This window comes from Marinobacter alkalisoli (genome assembly GCF_045449795.1).
GTDB lineage: Bacteria > Pseudomonadota > Gammaproteobacteria > Pseudomonadales > Oleiphilaceae > Marinobacter.
The window spans coordinates 22752-38446 of the sequence record NZ_JBJJLB010000002.1; the positions used below are offsets into that span (position 1 = coordinate 22752).

Annotated in this window: 16 protein-coding genes; 13 read left to right on the top strand and 3 right to left on the bottom strand. The window is 58.3% G+C overall.

The annotated features are described in order from the left end of the window. Positions 1-103 precede the first annotated feature (103 nt). From ACJO3M_RS00135 to ahpC, 7 genes are all read left to right on the top strand, one after another. The gene (locus ACJO3M_RS00135) at positions 104-985 is read left to right on the top strand and encodes a DMT family transporter (RefSeq protein ID WP_406998604.1); all 882 of its coding nucleotides are present in this window, start codon (positions 104-106) and stop codon (positions 983-985) included. Positions 986-1041: 56 nt separating this feature from the next. Continuing rightward, positions 1042-1254, top strand: a complete 213-nt coding sequence (locus tag ACJO3M_RS00140) for an acetyltransferase (RefSeq protein WP_406989620.1) — start codon at positions 1042-1044, stop codon at positions 1252-1254. Positions 1255-1407: 153 nt separating this feature from the next. Continuing rightward, positions 1408-2001 (top strand): transcriptional regulator BetI, encoded by a 594-nt coding sequence (gene betI, locus ACJO3M_RS00145; RefSeq protein ID WP_406998606.1) that lies wholly within the window; start codon positions 1408-1410, stop codon positions 1999-2001. Between the two features lie 47 nt (positions 2002-2048). Continuing rightward, positions 2049-3524 (top strand): betaine-aldehyde dehydrogenase, encoded by a 1476-nt coding sequence (betB, locus tag ACJO3M_RS00150; protein WP_406998608.1) that lies wholly within the window; start codon positions 2049-2051, stop codon positions 3522-3524. 27 nt (positions 3525-3551) lie between these two features. Beyond that, the gene (gene betA, locus ACJO3M_RS00155; RefSeq protein WP_406998610.1) at positions 3552-5246 is read left to right on the top strand and encodes a choline dehydrogenase; all 1695 of its coding nucleotides are present in this window, start codon (positions 3552-3554) and stop codon (positions 5244-5246) included. A gap of 215 nt (positions 5247-5461) precedes the next feature. Further along, complete coding sequence (locus ACJO3M_RS00160) at positions 5462-6679, top strand: BCCT family transporter (RefSeq protein WP_406998612.1); 1218 nt, start codon at positions 5462-5464, stop codon at positions 6677-6679. Positions 6680-6890: 211 nt separating this feature from the next. Beyond that, positions 6891-7454: an alkyl hydroperoxide reductase subunit C gene (gene ahpC / locus ACJO3M_RS00165; protein ID WP_406989613.1), complete on the top strand. Its 564-nt coding sequence runs from the start codon at positions 6891-6893 to the stop codon at positions 7452-7454. 40 nt (positions 7455-7494) lie between these two features. Here ahpC and ACJO3M_RS00170 read toward each other — a convergent pair whose 3' ends face one another. Beyond that, positions 7495-8226 carry a DUF3581 domain-containing protein gene (locus ACJO3M_RS00170; RefSeq protein ID WP_406998614.1) on the bottom strand — a complete coding sequence of 244 codons (732 nt, stop codon included), beginning with the start codon at positions 8224-8226 and terminating at the stop codon, positions 7495-7497. Positions 8227-8486: 260 nt separating this feature from the next. Here ACJO3M_RS00170 and ahpF point away from each other — a divergent pair, with 260 nt between their 5' ends. Further along, the gene (gene ahpF / locus ACJO3M_RS00175; protein WP_406998616.1) at positions 8487-10073 is read left to right on the top strand and encodes an alkyl hydroperoxide reductase subunit F; all 1587 of its coding nucleotides are present in this window, start codon (positions 8487-8489) and stop codon (positions 10071-10073) included. 64 nt (positions 10074-10137) lie between these two features. On the opposite strand, the gene ACJO3M_RS00180 is transcribed toward ahpF, so the two are convergent. Continuing rightward, positions 10138-10818 carry a transglutaminase-like domain-containing protein gene (locus ACJO3M_RS00180; RefSeq protein ID WP_406998618.1) on the bottom strand — a complete coding sequence of 227 codons (681 nt, stop codon included), beginning with the start codon at positions 10816-10818 and terminating at the stop codon, positions 10138-10140. 159 nt (positions 10819-10977) lie between these two features. Further along, entirely contained in the window at positions 10978-11583 is a 606-nt protein-coding gene (locus ACJO3M_RS00185) for a porin family protein (protein ID WP_406998620.1), read from the bottom strand. Between the two features lie 215 nt (positions 11584-11798). Here ACJO3M_RS00185 and ACJO3M_RS00190 point away from each other — a divergent pair, with 215 nt between their 5' ends. The 5 genes from ACJO3M_RS00190 to ACJO3M_RS00210 all read left to right on the top strand — a co-directional run bounded on the left by ACJO3M_RS00190 (position 11799) and on the right by ACJO3M_RS00210 (position 15572). Beyond that, a complete protein-coding gene (locus tag ACJO3M_RS00190) occupies positions 11799-12836 on the top strand; it encodes an NAD(P)H-dependent flavin oxidoreductase (RefSeq protein ID WP_406998862.1) in 1038 nt (345 codons plus the stop codon). Next, entirely contained in the window at positions 12833-13408 is a 576-nt protein-coding gene (locus ACJO3M_RS00195) for a YgjV family protein (RefSeq protein ID WP_406998622.1), read from the top strand. Before ACJO3M_RS00190 ends, ACJO3M_RS00195 begins: the two co-directional genes overlap by 4 nt. Positions 13409-13511: 103 nt before the next feature. After that, positions 13512-14750: an RNA polymerase sigma factor gene (locus tag ACJO3M_RS00200; RefSeq protein WP_406998624.1), complete on the top strand. Its 1239-nt coding sequence runs from the start codon at positions 13512-13514 to the stop codon at positions 14748-14750. A gap of 72 nt (positions 14751-14822) precedes the next feature. After that, positions 14823-15182 carry a YciI family protein gene (locus ACJO3M_RS00205; RefSeq protein WP_406989603.1) on the top strand — a complete coding sequence of 120 codons (360 nt, stop codon included), beginning with the start codon at positions 14823-14825 and terminating at the stop codon, positions 15180-15182. Positions 15183-15218: 36 nt separating this feature from the next. Next, positions 15219-15572: a DUF1428 domain-containing protein gene (locus ACJO3M_RS00210; protein WP_406998626.1), complete on the top strand. Its 354-nt coding sequence runs from the start codon at positions 15219-15221 to the stop codon at positions 15570-15572. Positions 15573-15695: the final 123 nt, after the last annotated feature.

Genomic DNA, 15695 nt, shown 5'->3' on the forward strand with positions numbered 1-15695 from the left:
CACTACCGCAAGAATCTTCCACCCTTTGACAGGATCTGACAAGTCACGGGTTACTGACCGGGCTATGCTCCGGAGTCCCTGTTGAATTGAGGAGCGTCTTGCCATGCCCATCAGTGCTCATTATGCCCTGACCGTTCTGATCTGGGGGCTCACCTGGACAGCCATTCGGCTGCAGGTCGAATCCGCTGCCGTGGATATCTCGGTGTTCTACCGCTTTGTTCTGGCCGCTGCGGTGGCCCTTGGCGGGCTGGCACTGTTGCGGCGACTGCCACGGCTGACCGTCAAACAGCATGGCTGGCTGGCGCTGCAGGGGCTAACGCTGAACAGCATCAATTTCCTGTTGATCTATCGCGCCGCAGAAAACATGACCAGTGGCCTGCTGGCAGTGGTGTTTTCCCTGGTGGCCCTGTTCAACGCCTTCAATGGGTGGTTGTTCATGGGCATTCGTCCCAATCCCCGCATCTATCCGGCGGTGACACTGGGCATTTCCGGTGTCGCCCTGCTGTTCTGGCACGATTTGCAGATAGGCAACGCCGCGCTGCCAGCGCTGCTGTTTGCGGCAGCGGGCACCTTCTGGTTTTCCCTGGGGAACCTGCTCAGCCTGAAGGTTCGCGAGGAAAACATTCCCTTGCTGGCCGGCAATGCCTGGGCGATGTTTTACGGTGCCGTTGCGCTGGGCATCTGGTGCCTGGTGAGTGGCGTTGAATGGGAGATGCCGCAGGGTGCAACGTTCTGGGGCGCGACCCTGTTCCTCGCGATTCCCGGGTCGATCGTGGCGTTTTTCAGCTACATCACCGTTATCCGTGAGCTGGGCGCTGACAAGGCCGGCTACGCCACAGTCCTGTTCCCGGTGGTGGCCCTGAGTGTGTCGACCTGGCTGGAAGGGTTTGTCTGGAGCGGTACCGCGCTGGCGGGGGCCTGCCTGGCGATCCTTGGTAACTACGTGCTGTTCCGCAAGCCCCGGGCCACGGCGAGACTGGCGTAATCGCTGTTCTGTTTGCGGTTTTGGGGCTAAGCTTCTGGTAGAGACAGGAGGGCGCTATGTTTGTGGCAGAAAAATACACTGGCCATTTAATTGAAGTGCTGGATATCCCGGCCCTGTTCGATCCCCACAGAACCCGCATCAAGGGCAGTATGCAGTACGGTGAGGAAGCCCAGGATCCGGAGTTCTATGAAAAGTCGGAGCTGGGGTTTCCCTCCGGTGAAGCCTTGCCGAAATGCTGGACCGATCCCAATTATCGGCTGAAGAAATGACCGTGTGTGTCGGATTAGGCGAAGCCGTAATCCGACCCCACCTGTTCAATTTCTAACCGCCCCAAAGTTGAAACCCCACCTTCTTTTCTGTAGCCTTTATTTTAATTGAACGTTCAATTAATAAAATGTGAGCCGGAAAACAGCGAAGCCGCCATGCCGATTGTTGGAGTTAAAGACACACGAAAGCAGCAGTTGATCGACGCCACCATGGAGTCCATCGCCGAGCTGGGAATGCAGAACACCACCATCGTGAGCATCAGCAAACGGGCGGGGATGTCCTCGGGCATTATCAGTCATTATTTCGGAGGCAAGCAGGGCCTGATTGAAGCGGCACTGCGTTATTTGCTGGATCAGTTGGGCAGGGAATTGCGGGAGCGTATGGCGAAGACCGACGGCTCCCCGGAACAGCGGCTAAACTGCATTATTGAGTCCAATTTTTCTGAATTCCAGCGCTCGGCGCTGGCCGCCAAGACCTGGCTGAGCTTCTGGGCGCGCTCCATGCATGAGCCCGGCCTCCAGCGGCTGCAACAAATCAACAACGCGCGGCTGTACAGCAACCTGCGCTATTCCTTTGCCCGGGTGCTGCCAGCGGCAGACGCCACCGAAGCGGCGCGGCAAACGGCGGCGTTGATTGACGGCTTCTGGCTGCGCAGCGCACTGAGTCTGGACCCGCTCGAGAGCTTTGAGGCCGGCGAGCGGCTCTGCAAGAAATTCGTTCACGAGACGCTGGCGCAGGCAAGCGCCTGACACACGGTTCACAAGACCACGAAGTCATCAGATTGAGGTTACCCGCTATGTCACTGTCCACATCCGAAACCGTTGTTCAAAACTTTGTCCATGGCCGCTTTCTGGCCAACAGCTCCGGCGAAACTTTCCCGGTGGTGAATCCTGCCAACGGCCAGGTGATCTATCGGGTAGAAGTGGCCGATGAATCTATCCAGCAGGCGGCCATCGAGAGCGCCCGCGCCGGCTTCGCGGAATGGTCGGCGATGACCGCCATTGAGCGCAGTCGAATACTGCTCAGGGCCGTGGCACTGCTTCGCGAACGCAATGATGAACTGGCGGCCGTGGAAGTGAAGGACACCGGCAAACCCTGGCAGGAAGCGGAAGCCGTGGATGTGGTCACCGGCACTGATGCCATCGAATTCTTTGCCGGCCTGGCTCCGTCCATTGAGGGCAATCAGCAGGATCTGGGCGGTGATTTCTATTACACCCGCCGCGAGCCGCTGGGCATCTGCGCGGGCATTGGCGCCTGGAACTACCCCATCCAGATTGCCTGTTGGAAGTCCGCTCCGGCGCTGGCCTGCGGTAACGCGATGATTTTCAAACCGTCGGAAGAAACCCCGATGGGAGCCGTCAAGCTGGCGGAAATCTTTATCGAGGCAGGCGTGCCGGCGGGCGTGTTCAACGTGGTGCAGGGTGCGGCAGACGTCGGCCAGTGGCTGACCCATCATCCCGAGATCGCCAAGGTATCCTTCACTGGCGAAGTGGGCACCGGCAAAAAGGTGATGGCGGCTGCGGCATCGTCCCTGAAGGACGTGACCATGGAGCTGGGCGGCAAGTCCCCATTGATCATCTTTGACGACGCGGACCTTGAGAATGCGATCTCCGCCGCGATGGTGGGCAACTTCTACACCCAGGGCGAGATCTGCACCAACGGTACCCGGGTGTTTGTTCATGAGGATATCTACCCGCGCTTTATGGATCGCCTGTTGGAGCGCACCCGCAAGAACATCAAACCGGGTGACCCGATGAATCCGGACACCAACTACGGCGCGCTGATTTCCGCCAAACACCGGGATCTGGTGCTGGACTATATCGCCAAAGGGATCGCCGAAGGCGCCACCCTGAGCCACGGCGGCCGGGCGTTTGATCCGGAGGATTCCAAAGGCGGCTACTTCGTGGAGCCCACCATCTTCTCCGATTGCACCGATGACATGACCATCGTGAAGGAAGAGATCTTTGGCCCGGTGATGTCAGTGCTCACTTTCTCCGGGGAAGACGAGGTGATTGCCCGGGCCAACAACACCGACACCGGTCTGGCTGCCGGCGTGTTCACCAACGACATCCGCCGCGCTCACCGGGTGATTCACCAGATCCAGGCAGGTATCTGCTGGATCAACAGCTACGGAGCCTCCCCGGCGGAAATGCCGGTCGGTGGCTACAAACTCTCCGGCATCGGCCGCGAAAACGGGCGCGAGACCATTTCCCACTACACCCAGATCAAATCGGTGTATGTAGGGATGGAAGACCTCGACGCCCCGTTTTAATCCCGCTGGCCACACAGGAGAACGCGTATGACAGAAAATCAATACGACTACATCATTGTGGGTGCGGGCTCGGCTGGTTGCGTACTGGCCAACCGTCTCACCGAAGACGCGCGCCACAGGGTGCTGCTGCTGGAAACCGGCGGCAGCGACAAGAGCATCTTTATCCAGATGCCGACGGCCCTGTCCATTCCCATGAACACCAAAAAGTACGCCTGGCAGTTCGAGACCGAGCCGGAGCCGTACCTGGACAATCGCCGCATGCACTGCCCCCGGGGCAAGGTGCTGGGTGGCTCGTCCTCCATCAATGGCATGGTTTACGTTCGTGGCCACGCGCGGGATTTCGACGAGTGGGAATCTGAAGGTGCGGAGGGCTGGAATTACCGGCAGGTATTGCCGTACTTCAAGAAAGCGGAAACCTGGGCCTTTGGTGGCGATGACTACCGGGGCGACAAGGGCCCGCTGGGGGTGAATAACGGCAATAATATGCAGAACCCGCTCTACGAGGCCTTCATCAAGGCCGGTGCGGATGCCGGCTATTTCGAGACCGGGGATTACAACGGCGCCCAACAGGAAGGTTTCGGCGCCATGCACATGACCGTCAAGAACGGTCGCCGCTGGTCCACCGCCAACGCCTACCTGCGCCCGGCCATGGAGCGTCCGAATCTGACGGTGGTGACCCATGCTCTGGTGCACAAGGTGCTTTTGGATGGACAGGACGGCAAGACCGCCACCGGCGTGCGCTATGAGCGGGCCGGCAAGATTCATGAGGCAAAAGCCGCGGAAGAGGTGATCCTGTCCGCCGGTTCCATTGGCTCCCCCCATCTGTTGCAGCTGTCCGGTATCGGCAAGCGCGAGGTACTGGAAAATGCCGGCATCGACGTACAGCACGAGCTGCCGGGCGTGGGCGGGAATCTGCAGGACCATCTGGAGTTTTATTTCCAGTTCCGCTGTAAGCAGCCGGTCTCCCTCAACGGCAAGCTGGACTGGTGGAACAAGCTCAAAATCGGCGTGCGCTGGATTCTGCGCAAGGACGGCCTCGGCGCCACCAACCACTTTGAATCCTGCGGCTTTATCCGCTCCAAGGCGGGGGTCGAGTGGCCGGACCTGCAATACCACTTCCTGCCGGCGGCCATGCGCTACGACGGCAAGGAAGCCTTTGCGGGCGACGGTTTCCAGCTCCATATCGGTCATAACAAGCCGAAAAGCCGCGGCTTTGTGCATGTGCAATCCGCTGATCCGAAGCAGGCGCCGACCATTCGCTTCAACTACATGGAACATGAGGCCGACCGCGAAGGCTTCCGCGACTGTGTCCGCCTGACCCGGGAAATCATCAGCCAGCCGGCGATGGATGAGTACCGTGGTACGGAAATCCAGCCGGGTGTCGAGGTGCAAAGCGACGAGGAAATTGATGCCTTTGTTCGCCAGGCGGTGGAAAGCGCCTATCACCCATCATGCTCCTGCAAGATGGGCATCGATGAGCTCGCGGTGGTGGACCCGCACACTCGGGTTCACGGCATTGAAAACCTGCGGGTGGTGGACTCGTCCATTTTCCCGACTATTCCCAACGGCAACCTGAACGCGCCCACCATTATGGTGGCCGAGCGGGCAGCCGATCTGATCCGGGGCAAGGAGCCCCTGCAACCTTCTGACGCGCCTGTGGTGATGGATGACCAGTGGCAGGGGCGGCAGCGACCGGGACAGGCAAAGCGCGCTCTGAGTTAGCGCGCCGTCATCCCCCACCCGGGCGTGCAATGTGCCCGGGGTTTTGCAAGCCCTCAGGATTTCCCTATCAGCGCGACGGCATCCCGCCGTTTCCGGGCGCCGGATAGGCAAGTCCTGGGTTTGTGTCCGATTCGAAATAAGCAGCGCTTACAAAGTAGAGGAGGAACACCCATGCTGTTCACTAAAATGATGAAAGATAACCGGAGGTGCAGCGCATGACGCTCTGGTTATCCACCGGCCTGATTTTCACTTTCGCCGCCATTGTGCTGATTCTGTACAAGTGGTGGGACATCCAGTGCATTGGCGTAACGCCAGTTCGCACTTTCACCTTTATCGCCATCCTGTTCACGTCCGGGCTGGATGTGGGGCTGATCATGTTCCCGCTGACCGAATTTGGTGGTTACGGCGATCTGTCGGCAAGTCCGGAGTACGGCTTCGCCAACCCCCTGGCCATTGAGTTTGGCTTCTGGGCCTTCCTGATCTGGGGCTTCTATTTCCTGACCTGCTTCTATTTCGCGATCATTGAACCGCGGGTGCAGTTCTTCGAGATTCCGCTGGTGAAAATCGTCAACAACGTGGTGATCATCGGCACCTGTGCGTTTACCGCTTACCTATTGCTGGTGAACCTGCCCTGGTACCTCCCGCAACTCGGTGACGGTGAGTCCGTCGTGCCGGCGTTCTACTTCATTGTGTTTGCCGCGATTGGCCTGGCGGTCTACTCCAGTTCCAAGATCAAGTACGTGCGTATTCTCAGCCTGGGCTCCAGTGTGCTGTTCATTGCCCTGATCGTCGGCATGTGGTTCCGGGCGTTCGTGCTGGGCGCGGGCTCCCCTGGGGATTTCCTCGGCACTGCCGGACTGTTGGGTGAGTATTTCACCAACATCCACCAATTTGCTTTGCCGATCAATGACTACCACGAGTTTTACCTGTTCTGGTGGTTCGCCTGGAGCATTATGATTGGCCAATTCACCGCCCGTTTCGTCAGCGGTATCCGCACCTGGCAACTGTTGCTCGCCATGCTGGTGGTGCCGTCCATCGCCATCGGGGTGTGGTTCTCGGTGCTTTACCATTATCACGCCGAAAGTCTTGAGATCGCGGCGTTCACCAACCTGGCCATGATTACCGTGGGCGTGCTGATGGTGGTGAACTCACTGGACTCCCTGATCCGGCTCTACACCGACAACCTGAATATGACCGCCGAGCGCCTGGGCCGGGCGAACTACGTGGTGTTCAACTTCCTGGCGATGGTGGGCCTGACCATGCTGTTCCAGCTGGATTTCCTGAAGATTCAGTGGGTCGGCGCTCTGGTTATCGCCCTGTACTTTGCCTGCTTTGCCTACATCCTGACGAAGAAGCGGGCGGAAGTGATGGCCATCAAAGCGTCACCGAAAGAGAATATTCTCGACTTCCGTAAGATTGAACTTGCCGGTTAAAGCCCCATAAAGGGAAGCAGTAGTCGTTTCAGGGGATTGGAGCGGCTGCTGTGACGCTTCGGGGGACAGGTACACTGGCCCGGAGGTTCAATGGATAGGTAATGCCTATCTGTCGTTTGGAAATAATCAATTTTGACGAAGCGTCGAAAACCCGTATCTTTGTCCCCGTACTTTAATCAACACGCAAACGAACCAACAGGAGTTATCTTAAATGGGCGTGATTAACAGCGAGATCAAACCGTTCAACGCAACTGCCTTCAAGCAGGGCGAGTTTGTTGAAATCTCCGAAGCTGATGTAAAAGGTAAGTGGTCCGTATTTTTCTTCTACCCGGCCGACTTCACTTTCGTATGCCCGACCGAGCTGGGCGACGTTGCAGACAAGTACGAAGAGCTGCAGAAGCTGGGCGTGGAAGTGTTCTCTGTTTCCACTGACACCCACTTCACCCACAAGGCATGGCACGACGCTTCCGAGACCATCGGTAAGATCAACTACTTCATGGTTGGCGACCAAACCGGCACCATCACCAACAACTTCGGTGTGATGCGTGAAGGCCAGGGCCTGGCAGACCGTGCCACTTTCCTGATCGATCCGGATGGCGTTATCCAGGCCATGGAAATCACTGCTGAAGGTATCGGCCGTGACGCGGACGACCTGATGCGCAAGGTGAAAGCCGCTCAGTACGTTCGTAACCATCCGGGCGAAGTATGCCCAGCCAAGTGGAAAGAAGGCGAGGAAACTCTGGCGCCTTCCCTGGACCTGGTTGGCAAGATCTAAGCTCCTCCCCGAGAGTAGCTCAAGAGCAGAAAACCCCGGATTATCCGGGGTTTTTTGTGTCTGGGGAAACCGCAGTGCCACGGGCCTTGAGGCGATAGAACTCCTCGATGACGCCGGCCATGGCATCCGGGCAGTAAGGCCGCAGGCCGCTCAGTATAAGGTGTTTGGTAACTTCGCCCACGGCCTTGCCGTCTGCGGTCAGCTGGTACTCCAGCAGAACGTTGCCCCGCTTTCCGGCCGCATCCAGCGTTGCGTTACTCAGTTCGAGGTCCGGCGACGGCAGATCCAGATTGTTCAGGGCCAGGCTCATGCTCTCGTACATGACCATCGGGCGATCGGGATTGAACATCACCCCGTTCGACTCCATCAACGGTTTCAGGGTATGGGGGAAGTTCTTGCCGGAGGCGGCCACGTAGGCGCGGGTAATATCCTCGATCAGCTGCTGGTCCTCGGTGCGGGCGCCACTGCGGGTCACTTCGATATAGACCTTGCCGGCGTCATCGCAAACGTTAATACCGCTTTCGGTCTCCACAAACCGTAAGGGCACGTCGGCACCCAGCAGGCTACGAAATCTGAACGTCATGTTTTCCGAGAGCCCGAAACGGGCCAGAATGATGGCGAAGAGCAGGTCCCCGGGAACGCAGAAGCGGCGGGCATCCGGATCATGAATAGGGTTGAAGTCTCCCGCGATCTCTTTGGCGAACTGACTGGCCTGCAGGGCGGAGATATGTACGTGCCCGTCCTGGACGGTGTGGAAACGATCTAGAAACATGCGTTGCCTATTCTGAGTACCAGAGAGTGGTTATTCGGTGTCCTTGTTACACGATACGCTGACAAGCTGCCGTTGGGTATTCGCTATTGGTCAAGCCTGGGAAGCATCCACTGAAAGGGCATAGCAAAGTCCTATCAAACCGTTTGGGGCAATTAATTTGAGCATTGGCTTGCCAGTCCGTATCTTCATTGCATCTCATATTAATTGACCCGTTTCAATTTCAGAAACCCAGTTTCAGTCTCTAAAGGAGAAGCACGACTATGTTGGATGCCAGCATCAAGGAACAACTCAAGGCGTATATGGATAAGCTGCAGCAGCCGATCGAGCTGGTTGCCGCCTATGACGATAGCAAGAAGTCCCAGGAGCTGCGTGAGCTCCTTGAAGAGCTGGAGCCCATGTCTGAGAAGATCAGCCTGCGCACCGAGGAAGATCCGGATGTGCGTCGCCCTTCCTTCGCGATCAATCGTGTGGGCACCGATATTGGAGTGCGTTTCGCTGGCATTCCCATGGGCCACGAGTTCACCTCGCTGGTGCTGGCCCTGCTGCAGGTGGGCGGCCATCCGTCCAAGGCCTCCCAAGAGGTGATTGAGCAGGTTCAGTCCCTGGACGGCGAGTTCGAGTTCGAAACCTATTTTTCCCTGTCCTGCCAGAACTGCCCGGACGTGGTGCAAGCCCTCAACCTGATGAGCGTGCTGAACCCGAAGATCAAGCACACCTCCATCGATGGTGCCCTGTTCCAGGACGAAGTCGAGAAGCGCGAAGTCATGGCGGTGCCGAGCGTTTATCTGAACGGCGAGAACTTCGGCCAGGGCCGGATGACGCTGGAAGAAATTGTGGCCAGGCTGGATACCAACTCCGATGCCCGCGAAGCCGAAAAGATCAACGGCAAAGACGCCTTTGAAGTACTGGTCATTGGCGGGGGGCCGGCTGGCTCGGCTGCGGCCATCTACGCTGCCCGTAAGGGTATCTCCACCGGGATTGCCGCCGAGCGCTTCGGTGGCCAGGTCGCCGATACCATGGGCATCGAGAACCTGATTTCCGTGCCCTATACCGAGGGTCCGAAACTGGTCAGTGCCATGGAGCAGCATGTCACTGAATACGATGTGGACATCATGAACATGCAGCGCGCCGAGAAGCTGATCCCGGCCAGCCGGAAAGGTGGCCTGCATGAGGTTCGCCTGGCCAATGGCGCATCGCTGAAATCCCGCACAGTGGTGCTGTCCACCGGCGCCCGCTGGCGTCAGATGGGCGTGCCCGGTGAGGAAGAATATCGCAACAAGGGTGTGGCCTACTGCCCGCACTGTGACGGCCCGCTGTTCAAGGGCAAGCGCGTGGCGGTGATTGGCGGCGGCAACTCCGGCGTGGAAGCGGCGATCGACCTGGCGGGCATCGTCGGCCATGTCACCCTGATCGAGTTCGGCGCGGAAATGCGGGCGGACGAGGTGCTGCAGAAGAAGCTGCGCAGCCTGAAGAACGTGGAGATCATCACCTCTGGTCAGACCACCGAAATCACCGGTGAGAACGGCAAGGTGAATGGCCTTCAGTACACCGACCGCAACACCGGTGAGAGTCACCACGTGGCGCTGGAAGGCGTGTTCGTCCAGATCGGCCTGGTGCCCAACACCGAGTGGCTGAAAGGTGATATCGAGCTGAGTCAGCATGGTGAAATCATCGTCAATGACCGCAATGAAACGTCCATTCCTGGCGTGTTTGCGGCTGGCGACGCCACCACCGTGCCCTACAAGCAGATCGTGATCTCGATGGGTGAAGGCTCGAAGGCGGCACTGAGTGCCTTCGACTTCCTGATCCGCAACTCGGCTGAAGATGAGGACGATCAGGCAGCCTGATCGTCCGGAACTCCTGATGAGAGCAAGGCAGGCCTCCATGGCCTGCCTTTTTTATAGCTCCGGGCTATGGCTGGGTAGAGCCTTCCGACACATCGTCTTCGAGACTGCCTGAGAATTCAGGCTGAATGTCATCCCGCGCAAACAGGTGCCCGTAGGCGGCCCGAATTCCGTCCACGATAAATTCGTGGGGAACGTCGTCGAACACGCCGTGATCATTGACGTATTCCATGTGGGCTTCGCCGGATTCGGTGTATTCCTGGAAAATGGAATCGTTAACGCCATCGAATTCCAGTGGCTCCACGTCCATCAGCTCGCATAACCGGGCGTTGAAGGCGGGGGTGGCTTTGACCCAGCGGTCATTGAGGTACAGTTCAATGAAACCGTGCATGCGGAAGATATCGGACTGCAGGTAATCGATCAGCTTCTGGCTGGATAAATGATTGCGCACATCCGCCAGGCCCAGCCGGCTGGGAATGCCAACGGAACGCGCCGCCGCACCCAGCAGCACCGCTTTGGGAATGCAGTAGGTTTCGCCGCTTTCCAGTGCGTAACTGGCGCTGAACGTCCCGGGATCCGTCTGGAACACGTAGGGGTTGTAGCTCACGGTGTCCCGTACCGCCAGGTACAGGGCTTTCGCCTGTTCGACAGGATCATCCGGCACATTTTGCAACTGGTGACGAATCCATAAGCCCAGCTTGGGATCATCGTAGTCAAAAAACTCGGTAGGCTTCAGGTACTGGTCCATTTGTCGCATCCGGCGATGGTATCTTGTGATGATTGCGCAATGACGGCGCATTCATCAATGATGAATTCTGACAAACAGATTGGCCGAATTCTTAATCTGATCGGATTGCCCTCCTGGAAATGTCCGCTGTTCGGAGCGGACATTTTAAACCCGGGCCGATCAGAATTGGCGAGTCAATCCAACGGAGAAGCCACTTAAGTCCGCGTCATCAGTGTCCAGATAGGAAATGTATTCGGCAGTCACGGCTAAATCTTGCTGAATGACCAGGTTGAAACCGAAGGCGTATGAGAAGTCTGAGTCATCCAGCGACTCACTTACTTTCGGAGCTTCGTCATTCCGATTTTCTTTGGTTACCGGGTTGAGTTCGAGTTTTCCGCCGGATGCGGCGTAGCCAAGGGAGACGTAAGGGTAGAAACTGGACTCATTGGCGTAACCCAGCACAACATACTGGCCAATTGAGTATTCATGGGTCACATCGATGTCTTTGTAGTCGCCAGACAGAGTAGTGCCATCCGGTATTGTCCAACTATCTTCCGTGACACCAACAGCCAGCCGGGTTTCCACCCCTAAATACGGTGTGAATCTTATGCCAAATTTACCTGTTAAACCGTAGGTATCGAACTCAAGTTCATCGTCAACGTCAAAAGTGTTGTACCCAACGCCCCCGCTTACATAAATCCTGTTCTCCCAGGGCGAAGCAGCGTGAGCGTTCAATGTGAAAGCGCAGCCCAGAGCGATCAATCCGATCTTTTTACTTAGTTCCATTGGTCACTTTTCTCCATTTTCCTTTATTGACGTTGCTTGATCGCCTAACCAATAGCACAACGGTTGTCAGCCATGTGGCGAATTTTCAATTGCGGTACAAATAGCTACAAATCAGATACGTTTAGAATCAGATCGCTTTGGCACAGGCAATGCCGTGGCTCAATTGTGGGCATTGTGGCAGTCTGGGAGGGTTTCAGGGAGAGGGGGTAATGGATATGACGCTGCAGACACTTCTGGGAATCGAGTTACCTATCATCCAGGCGCCGATGGCGGGGGTTCAGGGCAGTGAACTGGCCCTGGCGGTGTCCAACGCCGGCGGCCTGGGGTCGCTGCCCTGCGCCATGCTGGGTGCCGATGCCTTGCGCGCCGAGCTGGAAACGCTGGCGGCGGGTACCGCCAAACCCTTCAATGTGAACTTCTTTGCCCACAAGCCGCCCGAGCCGGATGATGCCCGGGAACGGGCCTGGCGGGAAGCGCTGACGCCATACTACCTGGAGTACGGTATCGATCCGGAAGCCATCCCCGCTGGCGGTGGCCGCACTCCGTTTAACGAGGAAGCTGCCGAACTGGTGGAGACCTATAGGCCGGCGGTGGTCAGTTTTCATTTCGGGCTACCCGAGAACACCTTGCTGGAGCGCGTAAAAGCCACTGGCGCCAAAGTCATTTCCACCGCAACCACGGTTGAAGAGGCGGTCTGGCTGGACGAACGGGGGGTGGATGCGATCATTGCCCAGGGGCTGGAGGCGGGCGGTCACAGGGGAATCTTCCTGACCCGGGACCTGTCCACCCAGATGGGTACATTTGCGCTGCTGCCGCAGGTTATCGAAGCAGTGCGCTGCCCGGTTATTGCTGCTGGCGGGATTGCCGATGCCCGGGGCATCCGTGCGGCCATGGATCTGGGGGCCGCCGGAGTCCAGTTGGGCACGGCATTCCTGCTGTGCCCGGAAGCCACTACACGCCCGGTCCATCGGGAGGCACTGAAAAGCCCGCAAGCCCGTCACACCGCCCTGACCAATCTATTCTCTGGTGGGCCCGCCCGGGGCATCATGAACCGGGTGATGCGTGAGCTTGGCCCGATGTCCGGGGTTGCTCCGGCGTTTCCCCTGGCGACATCGGCCATTGCACCCTTGCGAGCAAAGGCTGAAGGGGCGGGATCCGGTGATTTTTCACCCCTGTGGTCCGGGCAAAATGCGTCCGGTTGCCGGGAAGTGCCAGCCGGTGAGTTGATTCGCCGGTTGGCTGAGGGGTTATGATCGGATTCTTTGCCGACATGTCCCTGGCCGCCATGCTGGGGCAGGTCTGCGGTCTGATTGCCCTGGGCTTCTGCGTTGCCGGATTTGCCAACAGGAATGACGACCGGCTGATGGTGCTGCTGATTTCCGCCAACGTTGCCTTCGCCCTGATGTTCGCGTTCTTTCAAAGCTGGACCGCAGCGGCGTTGACGGTGCTGGTGATCCTGCGGATTGCCCTGGCGCGTAAGTTTCTGGGCAGTTGGCGCATCATGACGGTGATTCTGGCGGTCAACCTTCTGGTGGCTGCGGTGACCTGGCGGGTACCGACGGATGTCTTTCCACTGACAGCCGCAGTTCTGGGTACGGTGGGTATGTTCATGTTGCGGGGCATATCGTTGCGGATTGTGCTCGGGCTGGCGGCACTGTCATGGATGCTCAATAACATCGTGATTGGCTCGGTGGGTGGAACCTTGGCCGAGGGCATGGTGCTGGTGACCAACATCATCACCATTATTCGCCTCCATCGCCTGAAGAAAAAGTATCCGGATGTAATAGAGCCGCTGCTGGGCGGAGAGTCTGATCGTCGTTCGTAATGTCGATTTAATGAATCCGCGCACGACAACCTGCCAAAAGATGTACGACACTATTCAATAGTTTTATCCCAATAACTTTATCGTCAGCTATTGGATCAATGAGATGGATGCTCTGGATCTGGACGTTCTTTACCGCCAGCACTCAAGGCAGGTGCTGGCGACGCTGATCCGTTTGCTGGGGGAATTTGACCTGGCAGAGGAGGCGCTGCAGGACGCGTTTGCAGCCGCCGCCCAGCAGTGGCCGGACCAGGGAGCGCCGGATAATCCGCTGGCCTGGTTGATTCGCTGTGGCCAGAACCGGGGCATTGACCAGATCCGACGGCGACAGACCGTTCGCTTCCACGCCGACGAACTGGCTCGGACCATGGACGAATCCGACACCCCGGACCTGGCGGATTCGTCCCTGCAGGATGACCAGTTGCGGCTGATCTTTACCTGTTGTCACCCTGCGCTGGCGGTGGAATCGCAATTGGCGCTGACGCTGCGGGAGGTCTGTGGGCTCACCACGGAACAGGTGGCAAGGGCGTTGTTACAGAAGCCCACCACGCTGGCCCAGAAGATTGTCCGTGCCAAGCGCAAAATCCGCGAGGCGGGCATTCCCTACGAAGTCCCCGACGACAAGCGCCTGCCGGAGCGTCTTGGGGCAGTCCTCCATGTTATCTACCTGATGTTCAATGAAGGCTACGCCCGCACCGAAGGGGAGGGGTTGATCGACGCCAGTCTGACCGCCGAGGCCATCCGCCTTGCGGAATTGCTTGCAGTGCTGCTTCCGAACGGCGAAGTATTCGGATTGATTGCCCTGATGCGCCTGCAGGACGCCCGCAAGGCGGCCCGGGTGGATGAGCATGGCGAACTGGTGACGCTGGAAGACCAGGACCGGACCCTGTGGGACAAGGACGAAATCCGCCTGGGCAAGGCATGGCTGATGCGGGCGCTGGGGCAGTCGCCGGCCGGCGGCTACACCCTGCAGGCCGCAATTGCCGCCGCCCACGCCGATGCAGCGAGTTTTGAGCAGACGGACTGGCACGACATCACGGGTCTCTATGATTTGCTCTACCAACGTTCGCCGACGCCGGTTGTTGCCCTGAACCGGGCCGTGGCGGTGGCGATGCTGGAAGGGCCGCAAGCCGGCGTAGCTCTGCTGGAGGGTCTGTCTTCCCACAAAGCCATCCAGAACTACCACCTGTTTCACGCCGCCCTGGCCGACCTGCACCGACGTGCCGGGCATGGAGAGCAGGCTCGGGTGGCCTACGAACGCGCGTTGTCGCTGGCAAACCAGGCCCAGGAAAAGCGTTTTCTTCAGAAGCGGTTATCCGAGATGGGGCGGGGCGGCGGGCAATAAAATTCCCGTTCGGTGTCGAAATCACCGACCGGCGGACGACAAGGACACGGGACAAGACAAAGGAGACCCCCCATGAAATACGTGGCATTGGTTTACTACCGGGAACAGATCATCAATGACATGACCGAGCAGCAGTGGCATGACCTCAATCAGGAGTGCATCCGTTGTGTGGAGAATCTGGCTGACAAGGGTAAATTCCTGGCCGGCCAGGCGCTCCAGCCGGTGGGCAGTGCCACCACCTTGAGGGTCAGGGATGGCGAGGTTCTGATGTCGGATGGTCCCTTCGCTGAAACCAAAGAACAGCTGGCAGGGTTCTATCTGCTGGAGGCCCGGGATTTGAACGAGGCGCTGCAACTGGCAAGCCATATTCCGCCGGCGCGCCTGGGCAGTATTGAAGTTCGTCCGGTGCGGGACCTGCCACCGAAGGACTGAATGGAGCCAGCGGACAATCAGACAGGAGATTGGAACATGACCTATGTGGATGGTTTTGTAGCCGCGGTGCCAACCGCCAACAAGGAAAAATACATCCAGCATGCCCGGGACGCTGCGGTGGTATTCAAGGAGCACGGCGCCCTGAGCCTGGTGGAGTGTTGGGGGGACGACGTGCCCGAGGGTAAGGTCACCTCCTTCCCGATGGCCGTGAAGTGTCAGCCTGAGGAAACGGTGGTGTTTTCCTGGATCACCTGGCCGTCGAAGGAAGTGCGTAACGCCGCGATGCCAAAGGTGATGGAAGATCCGCGCCTGCAGGCCGACGTCAACCCCATGCCTTTCGATGGCAAGCGGCTGATTTATGGCGGCTTCCAGATGGAGGTGGACGAATAGGCCGGGATCCCCGACTGGCCCGCTGAACACCCGGCAACCGGGAGATTGGCCAATTCACCGGTTGCCGTAAATCGCTAACGTTGGATCATGGTTGGCCCGAACCCATATTTTAAGGGACAGGGC

Coding starts and splice junctions, on each gene's coding strand:
- ACJO3M_RS00135 (WP_406998604.1), top strand. CDS start 104: ATGCCCATCAGTGCTCATTATGCCCTGACCGTTCTGATCTGGGGGCTC.
- ACJO3M_RS00140 (WP_406989620.1), top strand. CDS start 1,042: ATGTTTGTGGCAGAAAAATACACTGGCCATTTAATTGAAGTGCTGGAT.
- betI (WP_406998606.1), top strand. CDS start 1,408: ATGCCGATTGTTGGAGTTAAAGACACACGAAAGCAGCAGTTGATCGAC.
- betB (WP_406998608.1), top strand. CDS start 2,049: ATGTCACTGTCCACATCCGAAACCGTTGTTCAAAACTTTGTCCATGGC.
- betA (WP_406998610.1), top strand. CDS start 3,552: ATGACAGAAAATCAATACGACTACATCATTGTGGGTGCGGGCTCGGCT.
- ACJO3M_RS00160 (WP_406998612.1), top strand. CDS start 5,462: ATGACGCTCTGGTTATCCACCGGCCTGATTTTCACTTTCGCCGCCATT.
- ahpC (WP_406989613.1), top strand. CDS start 6,891: ATGGGCGTGATTAACAGCGAGATCAAACCGTTCAACGCAACTGCCTTC.
- ACJO3M_RS00170 (WP_406998614.1), bottom strand. CDS start 8,226: ATGTTTCTAGATCGTTTCCACACCGTCCAGGACGGGCACGTACATATC.
- ahpF (WP_406998616.1), top strand. CDS start 8,487: ATGTTGGATGCCAGCATCAAGGAACAACTCAAGGCGTATATGGATAAG.
- ACJO3M_RS00180 (WP_406998618.1), bottom strand. CDS start 10,818: ATGGACCAGTACCTGAAGCCTACCGAGTTTTTTGACTACGATGATCCC.
- ACJO3M_RS00185 (WP_406998620.1), bottom strand. CDS start 11,583: ATGGAACTAAGTAAAAAGATCGGATTGATCGCTCTGGGCTGCGCTTTC.
- ACJO3M_RS00190 (WP_406998862.1), top strand. CDS start 11,799: ATGACGCTGCAGACACTTCTGGGAATCGAGTTACCTATCATCCAGGCG.
- ACJO3M_RS00195 (WP_406998622.1), top strand. CDS start 12,833: ATGATCGGATTCTTTGCCGACATGTCCCTGGCCGCCATGCTGGGGCAG.
- ACJO3M_RS00200 (WP_406998624.1), top strand. CDS start 13,512: ATGGATGCTCTGGATCTGGACGTTCTTTACCGCCAGCACTCAAGGCAG.
- ACJO3M_RS00205 (WP_406989603.1), top strand. CDS start 14,823: ATGAAATACGTGGCATTGGTTTACTACCGGGAACAGATCATCAATGAC.
- ACJO3M_RS00210 (WP_406998626.1), top strand. CDS start 15,219: ATGACCTATGTGGATGGTTTTGTAGCCGCGGTGCCAACCGCCAACAAG.